Raw genomic sequence first — 11,302 nt, 5'->3', positions numbered from 1 at the left:
CCTGCGCTCCCGGGCCGGGGGCGGCGGTCTGTCCCGTCGTGCGCACGCGGGCCTCGTCCGAGGGGCGGGGCGGCGGCGCGGCCACCGAGCGGGCGAGGCCCTGGGCCACCGCTTCGTTGATCGTGCCCGCCAGTTCGTGGGCCTGCGGCAGGCCCTGGTCGGTGAGCATGTCGGCGAGGCCGCCCGCGTACCCCTGGCCGACGGCGCGCACCTTCCACGCGTCCTGCCTGCGGTAGAGCTCCAGGGCGACGACGGCGGACTCGGCGTCCAGGTCGGTGATGGTGTAGCTGGCGACCTCGGAGCCGTCGAGCGCGGTGACGGCGACGAAGGGGGCGGCGAGGGAGCCGAAGCTGACCGGTCCCCCGGCGCCGACGGGCAGCGCGAGGAGGACGTTGACCCGGTGCACCGCTTCGGGCACGGCGCCGAGGTCCACCGCGAGGCGGTGGTCGGCGGCCGCCTGCTTGGGCACTTCGAGCCCCGGCAGCGTGGGCGAGCCCGGATGGGCCACCCAGTCCGTGCCGCGCACCTTGCCCTGGTCGTCGCTGAGCGTGACCCCCGCCACGATCGGCTTGCCGACCGAGACCCGGATCTCCAGACGGGTCTCGGGAAGCGGGTGGTTCTGCCCCCGGACCAACTCGGCCGTCATCGCCTTCGTCCCCCTCGTGCCCTCTGTACTTACTGGTGCCGCGTGTCTACAGGTGCGGCAGGATCGACGGCATCAGGTCCTGGAACGTGCGGCCGTTGGCGGGATTGCCGATGGCCGTCATCTGCCAGCCCGCGCCCGCGCGGTGGACCTTCGCCATGATCTGCGCGGTGTACTGACCGCCGCCGTCGAGTGTGTAGCGGGCGAGCTCCTGGCCGTTGGTCTCGTCGACCAGGCGGCAGAACGCGTTCTGCACCTCCTGGAACGTCTGACCCGTGAAGGAATTCACCGTGAAGACGATCTGGTCGATGTGGACCGGGATCCGCGCCAGGTCGACGAGGATCGCCTCGTCGTCCCCGCCCTGGCCGACACCGCCGACGAGATTGTCACCGGTGTGCCGCACGGAACCGTCGTCACTGACGAGGTGACGGAAGAACACGACGTCCACCGGCTGCTTGTCGGCGAACAGGACCGCCGACGCGTCCAGGTCGACCTCACGCGTGCGCGTGCCGAACAGGCCCCGCCTCGGGGCCGCTTGCCAGCCGAGCCCCATGCGCACCGCGGTCAGGGCGCCCCCGTCGTCCTTCTGCAGGCTGATGGCCTGACCCTTGGTCATGTTGACCGTCACGCGCTGTCCCCTCTCGAACTGCCTGGGCAACCGCGGGTCTGCGCGGTTGCCCAGCACCCTACGCAGAGGCACTGACAGTGCCGAACCGTGGGCAGCACTTTGTGTCGGTCTTGCAACACACCAGGCAGTACGCCTAAGCCTGCCCCGCCTCCCTCATCTGCCTGAGCTCCTTCTTCATCTCTGACACCTCGTCACGCAGCCGTGCCGCGATCTCGAACTGCAGGTCACCGGCGGCCGCGCGCATCCGCGCGGTCATCTCCTCGATCTGCTCGGCCAGTTCGGCCGCGGGACGGTTCGTGGGCACCTTCTCGGCGGCCTTGCCCTTGGCCGCCCTGCCCGCCTTGCCGCCGAGCGCGGGCACCGGCGCCTTGGCGGCTGTTCCCGCGTCGGCGCCCTTCCCCTTGCGGTAGTCCGTGCCGAGCAGCTGCTCCGTGTCGACCTCTTCGCGCGCGATCGCCGACACGATGTCGTTGATCTTCTTGCGCAGCGGCTGCGGGTCGAGCCCCTTCTCCTTGTTGTACGCGATCTGCTTCTCGCGGCGGCGATTGGTCTCGTCGATGGCCTGCTCCATCGCCGGGGTGACCTTGTCCGCGTACATATGGACCTGACCGGAGACGTTTCGGGCCGCACGGCCGATGGTCTGGATCAGTGAGGTGCCGGAGCGCAGGAAGCCCTGCTTGTCGGCGTCGAGAATCGACACCAGGGAGACCTCGGGCAGGTCGAGGCCCTCGCGCAGGAGGTTGATGCCGACCAGGACGTCGTACTCACCGGCGCGCAGTTCGCGCAGGAGCTCGACGCGGCGCAGGGTGTCGACGTCGCTGTGCAGATAGCGGACCTGGATGCCCAGTTCGAGGAAGTAGTCGGTGAGGTCCTCGGCCATCTTCATGGTGAGCGTGGTGACCAGGACGCGCTCGTCCTTCTCGGTACGCGTGCGGATCTCGTGCACCAGGTCGTCGATCTGCCCCTCGGTGGGCTTGACCACGACCTCCGGGTCGATGAGGCCGGTGGGGCGGATGATCTGCTCGACGAAGCCGTCGCCGCGCGAGAGTTCGTACTTCCCCGGGGTCGCCGAGAGGTAGACGGTCTGGCCGATGCGGCCGAGGAACTCCTCCCACTTCAGCGGTCGGTTGTCCAGCGCGGACGGCAGCCGGAAGCCGTGGTCCACCAGGGTGCGCTTGCGGGAGGCGTCCCCTTCGTACATCGCGCCGATCTGCGGGACCGTGACGTGCGACTCGTCGATGACGAGGAGGAAGTCCTCCGGGAAGTAGTCGATGAGGGTGTTCGGCGCCGAGCCGGGCTCACGGTCGTCGAAGTGCATCGAGTAGTTCTCGACGCCGGAGCAGGAGCCGATCTGGCGGAGCATCTCCAGGTCGTACGTCGTGCGCATGCGCAGGCGCTGGGCCTCCAGCATCTTGCTCTGCTTCTCCAGCTCGGTCAGGCGCTCGGCGAGCTCCTTCTCGATGCCGTTGACCGCCTTCTCCAGGCGCTCCGGGCCTGCCACGTAGTGCGAGGCCGGGAAGACGTACAGGTGGTCGTCGTCGCTGATGACCTCGCCGGTGAGGGGGTGCAGCGTGGAGAGCGCCTCGATCTCGTCGCCGAACATCTCGATGCGGACGGCCAGCTCTTCATAGACCGGGAAGATCTCGATGGTGTCGCCGCGGACCCGGAAGGTGCCGCGGGCGAAGGCCACGTCGTTGCGGGTGTACTGGATGTCGACGAAGCGGCGCAGGAGCTGGTCGCGGTCGATCTCGTCGCCGACCTTGAGCGACACCATCCGGTCGACGTACTCCTGCGGTGTGCCGAGGCCGTAGATGCAGGAGACGGAGGCGACCACGATCACGTCACGCCGGGTGAGCAGCGAGTTCGTCGCGGAGTGCCGCAGGCGCTCGACTTCCTCGTTGATCGAGGAGTCCTTCTCGATGTACGTGTCCGACTGCGGGACGTATGCCTCGGGCTGGTAGTAGTCGTAGTACGAGACGAAGTACTCCACCGCGTTGTTCGGGAGGAGCTCTCGGAACTCGTTGGCCAGCTGGGCGGCCAGCGTCTTGTTCGGCGCCATCACGAGGGTGGGCCGCTGGAGCTTCTCGATCATCCACGCGGTGGTGGCCGACTTGCCGGTGCCGGTCGCGCCGAGCAGGACGACATCCTTCTCACCTGCGTTGACGCGCCGCTCCAGGTCGGCGATGGCCGCCGGCTGGTCGCCGCTTGGCGTGTAGTTGCTGACGACCTCGAAAGGTGCCACCGTGCGTTCGATCTTGGATACGGGCCGCATGGAACCCACCGTACGACCCCGCACTGACAACGGGGTCGGATCACCGGCTCTGCGGGGTCCTGGGGCCGGGGCGCTGCGGGGGCCTGCGGCCCGCTCGCGGGTCGTGCCGGTCGCCCGAGCGCGGGACGGGGTAGGGGGCGCGCCGCCCTTGTGCGGCGTTCTGCAGCTCGGCCTTGCCCATCACCATCAGCGGGTCGAACATCACGATCACGCCCGCGAGGAGCAGGAAGGCGAGCGGGCCGATCATCATGGGCGCGAGCAGCTCGGCGGTCGATTCACCGCCGGTGGGCGCGGCGGCCGAGCCGTGCAGATGGACGCGGAGCGCGGCCATTCCGACGTAGTGCATGCCGCTGACGGCAAGACCCATGACGAGGCTCGCACCCAGGCTCCAGAGGAAACCCCTGACCTGCGCGGCCGCCCATAGGGCCGCGGTGGCGGCGACGACCGCGATCACGACGGACGCGGAGACGGTGAGGGTGTTGTACTCCAGCGTCCCGCGCAGACGCATACCGGCCATTCCCAGGTAGTGCATCGACGCGACGCCCAGACCGGTGATCGTTCCCCCGGTGAACAGCGCCGTCCCGGTCGCGCCGCGGTAGCCCACGATGAAGATCCCGATGCCGACCATGACGATGGCGACGGCGAGACTCGCGAAGGTCAGCGCCTTGTCGTAGTGGATCGGGGCTTCCTCGACGGTGAAGCCCATCATCGCGATGAAGTGCATGGTCCATATGCCGGACCCGATCGCCGCCGACCCCAGAGCGAGCCAGCCGGGTCGCCAGGAATGCGCGACGAGGAGCGACCTGGTGGTGCAGCGCAGGCCGAGCGCACCGCCGAGACACGCCATGAGGTACGCCGCTACCGGCGTGACAAGTCCATAGCTGAAACCGTCGACAGTGCCCTGCATCCTTGGTAGCCCTTCCGCCCCTTGTTTCCAAATGCCCTGGATTGCCCCCAAGTGGCCCCAGCCGACCCTCTACTGACAGGCCATGAGCTGACGCAGAGAGTAAAGCTCACTCCGGAACATGCGAACGATTTTCCGGGAAAGAAACCCGGCTGTCTCCGTTCAACCTGTGGCCATCCTGCACCTGTCTCGCGTTGGCCGTGGACTGTCACTCTCATCCGGTCCGTGCCCGCACATCGCGAGGAGTCACCGTTGTACGCACGCGTTGCCGCTGCCACCACCACCGCTCTTCTTGGAGCCGGTGCACTCGCCCTCCCCTCCGCAACCGCTCACGCCGCCGACCAGCCGTCGGCGGCGCAGACGTCCGTACAGACATCCGCCTCGCACGACAGACCGCTGGTCGTCGCGCACCGGGGCGCGTCCGCCTATGCGCCCGAGAACACTTTCGCAGCCATCGACAAGGCGGCTGACATGGGGTTCCGCTGGGTCGAGAACGACGTCCAGCGCACCAAGGACGGCGAGCTCGTGATCATGCACGACGACACCCTGAAGCGGACGACGAACGTCGAGCAGCTCTTCCCCGACCGCGCGCCGTGGAAGGTCGCGGACTTCACCGCGGCCGAGATCGCCAGGCTGGACGCCGGCAGCTGGTTCAGTCCCAAGTACGCGGGGCAGCGGGTGCCGACGCTGAAGCAGTACATGAACCGGGTCTCGCACAACCACCAGAAGCTCGTCTTCGAGTTCAAGAAGCCCGAGCTGTACCCGGGCATCGAGAAGCAGGGCCTGGCCGTCCTGCGCAAGACGGGCTGGCTCGACCGGCACCACGTCAAGAGCAAGCTCGTCATCCAGAGCTTCAGCGCGGACAGCGTCAAGACGGTGCACAAGCTGCGCCCCGACATCAAGACCGGCTTCCTCGGCACGCCCGCGGTCGCCGATCTGCCCGAGTACGCCAAGTTCTCCGACCAGATCAACTCGCCGCACGGCTCCATCACCCGTGAGTACGTCGCCGCGATCCACGCGCTCAAGGGGCCGCATCGCAAGCACCTGGAGATCTTCACCTGGACCGTGAACGACGCGGCCGCCGCGCAGCGCGTGGCGGGCTTCGGGGTGGACGGCATCATCACGAACACGCCCGACGTCGTGCGTGAGGCCATCTCCGACTAGCCACGCGTGGGCCCGCCGCTGCCGCGGGACGTGCTCGCGGCGGCGTTGTCAGTGCCCGGTCGTACGGTGTCCACATGAACGCCAATGGGCAGCACGAGCAGGACCGGCCGGGTCAGGACGGCCTGCGGAAGGTGGTGTGGGCCGTCGTCGCGAGCGACATCGGCCCGCTGATGCTCGCCGCGACCGACGACGGCCTGGTCAGCGTCGTCTTCCACGCCACGGACGCGGTGCGCGACCAGGCACTCGAGCGACTCGGCTCCCGGCTGGGGGCCGAGCCGGTCGAGGCGCCCGACTCCCCGCTCCTCGCCGAGTCCATACGCCAGTTCGCGGCCTACTTCGCGGGCGAGCGGCACGACTTCGAGCTGCCGCTCGACTGGTCGCTGATCTCCGGATTCAACCGCCAGGTCCTGCGCGAGCTGACCACCGTTCCGTACGGCGCCGTCGTGGGGTACGGAGACCTGGCCCGCCGTGTCGGCCAGCCCGGTGCCGCGCAGGCGGTCGGCATGGCGATGGGAGCCAACCCCCTGCCGGTCGTGGTGCCGTGCCACCGGGTGGTCGAGAGCGACGGCGGCATCGGCGGCTTCGGCGGCGGCGTCGAGACCAAGCGACAGCTCCTCGCCCTGGAAGGGGTGCTGCCGCAGCCGCTGTTCTGAGGCGGGCCTCTGAGGCGAGCCTCTGAGACGGGCGACGGAAACCTTGTGTCGCGCGTATGAACGTCCTGGCACACTGCGTCAGTGACTTCGACCCTCGACGCTCCTGACATACCCGCGCCAGAGGCACTGCCCGCCCTGCGCCGCCGCACCACAGCGGTGCTGGTCTCCAGTCAGATACTGGGCGGGCTCGGGGTACCCATCGGCATCGCCCTGGCCCCGATGCTCGCCACCGAGGTGAGCGGGACGGAGGCGCTGTCGGGCCTCGCGCCCACCGCGTCCGTGGCGGGCACGGCCCTGCTCTCGCTGCCCCTCGCCGCGCTGATGACGTCGCGCGGACGGCGGCCCGGCCTCGTCCTCGCGTATCTGATCGGCGCGCTGGGAGCGGGACTCGTGGTCCTTGCCGCCGTCATCGAGAGCTTCCCCCTGCTGCTGCTCGGCATGGCGGGCTTCGGGGCGGGCTCGTCGGCCAATCTGCAGGCCCGCTTCGCGGCGGCCGACCTCGCCGAGCCCGACCGGCGCGGCCGCGCCATCTCCCTCGTCATCTGGGCCACCACCATCGGTTCGGTCCTCGGTCCGAACATCGCCGCGCCCACGAGCCGCGCCTTCTCCGGCACCTCCATACCCGAGGCGGCAGGCCCCTTCCTCTTCGCCGCCGGGATCTTCGCCGTCGCCGGTCTCGTGGTGGCGGTGCTGCTGCGTCCCGACCCGTTGCTCACCGCCCGCGCGCTCGCCCCGCAGGAGAACCAGTCCGCGCAGAGCCGCTCGTTGCGGGCCGGTGTCGCCGCGGTGGCCGCGTCGCCGATGGCACGGCTCGCCCTGGTGACGGTGGCCGCTTCGCACACGGTGATGGTCTCGATCATGGTCATGACCCCGGTCGACCTGGGGCACCACGGGGCGAGCCTGCAACTGGTCGGCCTGGTCATCAGCGGCCACATCGCGGGGATGTACGCGCTGTCGCCGGTGATGGGCTGGCTCTCCGACCGGTTCGGGCGACTCTCCGTGATCGGCCTCGCGGTCGGGCTGCTGTGCTGCGCCGCGCTGCTCGCCGGCACGGCGGGACCCAGCCACGGCCAGACCGCCGCCGGACTCTTCGTCCTCGGCCTCGGCTGGTCCGCGGGCCTGGTCTCCGGCTCCGCGCTGCTCACCGACTCGGTGCCGCAGCCCGCCCGGGCCGCCGTGCAGGGCCTCTCCGACCTGACCATGAACACGGCGGCGGGCATCGGCGGCGCGGCGGCCGGCCTGATCGTCGCGCGGGCGAGCTACGGCTGGCTCAACCTCATCGGCGTCTGCGTGCTGCTGCCGATGGCGGCGCTGGCGCTCCGCAGGGCGGTCAAGAAGGCCTGACGCGGGAGCCCGTGACCCGGGGCCGTGGCCCGGAGCCGTGACCCGAGGCCGTGACCCGCGCGGTCAGGCGAGCGTGATGTGGTACGCCTTGCGCAGCGTCTCGTGCACGGTCCACGTCGTACGGTCGCCCTCGCGCAGGACGGCCGCGTCGCCGGGGCCGATCTCGATCACGTCGCCGCCCTCGACCTCGATCGTGGCGCGGCCGCTGACGACCACGAAGAGTTCGTTGGCCTCGGTGTCGGTGACCACACCGGGCGTGATCTGCCAGATGCCGCGCAGCTGCTTGCCGTCGGCCGACTCCCACAGGAGCTTGCCGGTGACCTCCGGGGTGCCGGAGACGATCTGCTCGGGGTCGAGCGGCTCGGGCTCCAGGTCGACATCCGGAATGTGCACGGCAAAGGACGGCGTGACGGCTTGATCATTCGTGGTCATGGCCGGTCACCCTAGCCGGGGCCCGCGCGGCGATCGGGAACGGGTCAGCCTTCTGCGCCTTCTTGGTCCTCTCCGTAGTGCCGCGCCTCGAAGATGTTCCCGTCCGGGTCGCGGAAGTAGAAGCCACTGCGGGCCTTGCCGCGGGCGCCGAACGCGTTGTGCGAGATGTCCGACACCGGCGTCCCGCTCTCCTCCAGACGGGCGCGCAGCGCCTCGAAGCCGCTCTCCGCCAGGGCGAGGCAGACATGGTTGACCGGGTGGCCCGCGCTCTTGTCCGCGTCCGGCACGACGCTCATGCGCTCGGCGAGCGTGAGCGGGGCGAGGTCGAAAATGGTCTCCTCGTTGAGCCGTACGGAGGGGAACGAGGCCTTGCCCGCCGAGAACTCGGCGACCCGCAGTGGTTCGAGGCCCAGCACCTTCTCGTAGAAGTCGGCTGCCGCCACGGGGTCGCGCACCCACAGGACGACGTGGTCGAGACGTGTCGTGTTGTCCGTCATGCCCTCAGGCTGCTGTCCCGTCCCCGGCGCCGCAAGGGTTTGACGGGGCGCGCCGACCGCCAGGGATGAGGGGAGACCCGACAGGCAGGAGGCAGGCCCGTGTTGGTGGTGTCCGACTTGGTGGTGTCCGACGAGGTACAGGCGGCTGTGGCGGACCGGCGGCCCGTGGTCGCCCTGGAGTCCACGATCATCGCGCACGGGCTGCCGCGCCCACGCAATCTCCAGGTGGCGCGTGAGCTCGAACAGGTCGTACGCGAGGAGGGCGCCGTCCCCGCGACGATCGCCGTCCTGGACGGGCGCCCCCATGTCGGCCTGGACAAGGAGCAGTTGGAGCGGGTCGCGAAAGAGGACGGCATCCGCAAGCTGGGCCACCGTGACCTGGCGCTCGCGGTCGCGGCGGGGGCGAGCGGGGCGACGACCGTGTCCGCGACGGCGCTGCTCGCCGCCCGCGCGGGCGTGCGGGTGTTCGCCACGGGTGGGCTCGGCGGGGTGCACCGGGAGTGGACGGTGACGCAGGACGAGTCCGCCGACCTGGGGCTGCTCGCCCGGACGCGCATCACGGTCGTCTGCGCGGGCGTGAAGTCGATCCTGGACGTGCCGGCGACGCTGCAGCGCCTGGAGACGCTGGGCGTCGCGGTGGCGGGGTACGGGACGGACCGCTTCCCCGGCTTCTACCTCACCGACTCCGGGCATCCGGTGGACTGGACGCTGCGTACGCCCGGGGAGGTCGCGGCGGTGATGCTGGCCCAGGACGCGGTCGGCGGCCCGGAGTCCGCGCTGCTCGTGGCGAACCCCGTGCCGGAGTCCGAGCAGCTCGATCCCGCGCTGCACGCGCGCGTGCTCGCCGAGGCGTTGGAGGCGTGCGCCGAGCGTGGCATCTCCGGGCAGGCGGTCACGCCGTTCCTCCTGGACCAGCTGGTGCGGCGCACCGACGGCGCTTCGCTGAGCGCCAATCTCGCGGCGGTGCGGGGCAATGTGCGGCTCGCGGGGCGGATCGCGGGGGCTTGGGTGGGGCGGTGACGTCGCGGCGGGGCGGGGCACTGCTGGTCGTCGGGGACGTCGTCACGGACATAGTCGCGCGGCACGGCGCGCCGCTCGCTTCGGGCACGGACACGGCGGCGGCGATCCGTACGGTGCCGGGTGGCGCGGGCGCCAACGTGGCGTGCTGGGCGGCTTCTTGGGGATGCGACGACGTACGTCTCCTGGGGCGGGTCGGCGTGGATTCGGCGGCCTGGCACGAGGAGGCGCTCACGCGGGCGGGGGTGCGTCCCCGGCTCGTCGTCGATTCCGAGGCGCCTACGGGGACCGTGATCTGCCTGGTTGACGGGGGTGGCGGGGATGGCGGGGATGCCGGGGGCTTCGGGGGTGCGGTGGGGGTCGGGGGTCGGGCCGAGCGGACGTTCCTGACGGACAGCGGCGCTTCGTCCCGCCTGTCGGGTGCTGACTGGTCGCCCGCGCTGCTGGACGGCGTGGGGTGGCTGCATCTGTCGGGGTACCTGTTCTTCGCGGAGCCGAGCCGGGCGGTGGCCGAGGCGGCTTTGACTGCGGCACGCGCGCGTGGAGTGCCGGTGAGTGTGGATCCGGCGTCGGCGGGGTTCCTCGCCGGGCTGGGGGCGGAGCGGTTCCTGGCGGCGACGGGTGGGGTGGATGTGTTGCTGCCGAGTGAGGGGGAGGCGCGGTTGCTGGCGGGGGCGCCTGGGGTGGGGGATGCGGCGGCGAGGTTGAGCTTCCGGTACCCGGTGGTGGTGGCCAAGCGGGGCGCGGCGGGTGCGGTGGTCGCCCTGGGCGGTGAGGTGCGGGCCGAGATTCCCGCGCTGCCGGCCGCCGCGCGCGACACGACCGGCGCGGGCGACGCGTTCACGGCGGCGTTCCTTGCGTCGCGGCTGCGCGGCGCGGGGCTCTGCGAGGCTTCGGCGGAGGGGTGTCGGGCGGGGGCTAGGGCGGTTGAACTGGTGGGAGGACGACCGGCTTAGGCCGCGGGCCTCGCTCGCTATCGTCCGGTCACCGTGTAGGCACTTCGGCCCCGGAGCGCCGCGAACCGTGCTCCGGTCCCCTCACGCCTCGCTGCCGACCGCGGGAGCGTGCGCGCAGCGGCGCAGTCCGTCTGTGGGTACGGTGCCGCGCCGGTATGTCCGTCCTCGCTATCGTCCAGTGACCGCCTGGGTGCTTCGGCTCCGGAGCGCCGGGAACCGTGCTCCGGGCGGACATACCGCCACGTCCCCTCACGTCTCGCTGCCGACCGCGGGCGCGTCCGCCTGTGCGTACGGTGCAGCACCGGTACGTCCGTCCACGCCATCGTCCTGTGACCGCCTGGGCACTTCGACTGAGGAGTCCCGCGAACCGCGCTCCGGGCAGACACACCGCCACGCCCCCTCACGCCTCGCTGCCGACCGCGGGGCGTGTCCGTCCGTGGGTGCGGTGCCGCGCCGGTATGTCCGTCCTCGCTATCGTCCAGTGACCGTGTAGATACTTCGGCTCCGGAGCGCCGCGAACCGTGCTCCGGGCGGACATACCGCCACGTCCCCTCACGAGCACTGCCGCCTGCGGGTGCGTGAGGGGGCTGCCCTCCCCTGCCTGAACCCTGTGCAGCCCGCCCCTCCCCCACCCTCACTCGCACATCCCCCACCCACCCCGCATGTACGTCCCCCCCTGACACCACGGGGCAATCGGGCGGGTGGGCGGGAAAGGCCTGTTCGGGCAGGGGGAGCTGCGGGGTGATCGGGTGGGTGGGTGGGTGGGAAAGGCCTGTTCGGGGTCGGGGAGCT

11 protein-coding genes are annotated in these 11,302 nt (G+C 70.8%); 5 read left to right on the top strand and 6 right to left on the bottom strand.

The genetic code is table 11. The features are described from left to right. The 4 genes from ABD378_RS17480 to ABD378_RS17465 form a co-directional block, all read right to left on the bottom strand. Positions 1–646 (bottom strand): TerD family protein (locus ABD378_RS17480; RefSeq protein WP_344521848.1); only part of this gene is annotated, 646 nt, incomplete at its 3' end. 46 nt (positions 647–692) lie between these two features. Next, the gene (locus ABD378_RS17475) at positions 693–1,271 is read right to left on the bottom strand and encodes a TerD family protein (RefSeq protein ID WP_344521847.1); all 579 of its coding nucleotides are present in this window, start codon (positions 1,269–1,271) and stop codon (positions 693–695) included. Positions 1,272–1,404: 133 nt separating this feature from the next. Then, positions 1,405–3,543, bottom strand: a complete 2,139-nt coding sequence (gene uvrB, locus ABD378_RS17470) for an excinuclease ABC subunit UvrB (protein WP_344521846.1) — start codon at positions 3,541–3,543, stop codon at positions 1,405–1,407. A 40-nt stretch (positions 3,544–3,583) separates the two neighbouring features. Next, entirely contained in the window at positions 3,584–4,450 is an 867-nt protein-coding gene (locus ABD378_RS17465; RefSeq protein WP_344521845.1) for an MHYT domain-containing protein, read from the bottom strand. Between the two features lie 249 nt (positions 4,451–4,699). Here ABD378_RS17465 and ABD378_RS17460 point away from each other — a divergent pair, with 249 nt between their 5' ends. From ABD378_RS17460 to ABD378_RS17450, 3 genes are all read left to right on the top strand, one after another. Then, entirely contained in the window at positions 4,700–5,611 is a 912-nt protein-coding gene (locus ABD378_RS17460; RefSeq protein WP_344521844.1) for a glycerophosphodiester phosphodiesterase, read from the top strand. A 74-nt stretch (positions 5,612–5,685) separates the two neighbouring features. Continuing rightward, on the top strand, positions 5,686–6,264 hold the full coding sequence (locus ABD378_RS17455) for a methylated-DNA--[protein]-cysteine S-methyltransferase (RefSeq protein ID WP_344521843.1): 579 nt from the start codon (positions 5,686–5,688) through the stop codon (positions 6,262–6,264). A gap of 81 nt (positions 6,265–6,345) precedes the next feature. After that, positions 6,346–7,608 carry an MFS transporter gene (locus ABD378_RS17450; RefSeq protein ID WP_344521842.1) on the top strand — a complete coding sequence of 421 codons (1,263 nt, stop codon included), beginning with the start codon at positions 6,346–6,348 and terminating at the stop codon, positions 7,606–7,608. 63 nt (positions 7,609–7,671) lie between these two features. Here the strand turns inward: ABD378_RS17450 and ABD378_RS17445 are convergent, their stop codons facing one another. After that, positions 7,672–8,040 (bottom strand): cupin domain-containing protein, encoded by a 369-nt coding sequence (locus ABD378_RS17445; RefSeq protein WP_344521841.1) that lies wholly within the window; start codon positions 8,038–8,040, stop codon positions 7,672–7,674. A 44-nt stretch (positions 8,041–8,084) separates the two neighbouring features. After that, entirely contained in the window at positions 8,085–8,537 is a 453-nt protein-coding gene (locus ABD378_RS17440) for a VOC family protein (RefSeq protein WP_344521840.1), read from the bottom strand. 108 nt (positions 8,538–8,645) lie between these two features. Here ABD378_RS17440 and ABD378_RS17435 point away from each other — a divergent pair, with 108 nt between their 5' ends. Continuing rightward, complete coding sequence (locus ABD378_RS17435) at positions 8,646–9,557, top strand: pseudouridine-5'-phosphate glycosidase (protein WP_344521851.1); 912 nt, start codon at positions 8,646–8,648, stop codon at positions 9,555–9,557. After that, positions 9,554–10,510 (top strand): carbohydrate kinase family protein, encoded by a 957-nt coding sequence (locus tag ABD378_RS17430; RefSeq protein WP_344521839.1) that lies wholly within the window; start codon positions 9,554–9,556, stop codon positions 10,508–10,510. Before ABD378_RS17435 ends, ABD378_RS17430 begins: the two co-directional genes overlap by 4 nt. The last annotated feature ends 792 nt before the right edge of the window (positions 10,511–11,302 follow it).

The organism is Streptomyces rectiviolaceus, assembly GCF_039533825.1.
Lineage (GTDB): Bacteria > Actinomycetota > Actinomycetes > Streptomycetales > Streptomycetaceae > Streptomyces > Streptomyces rectiviolaceus.
Note: the sequence above shows the minus strand (reverse complement) of the source record. Positions and strands in the feature narration are given on the sequence as shown.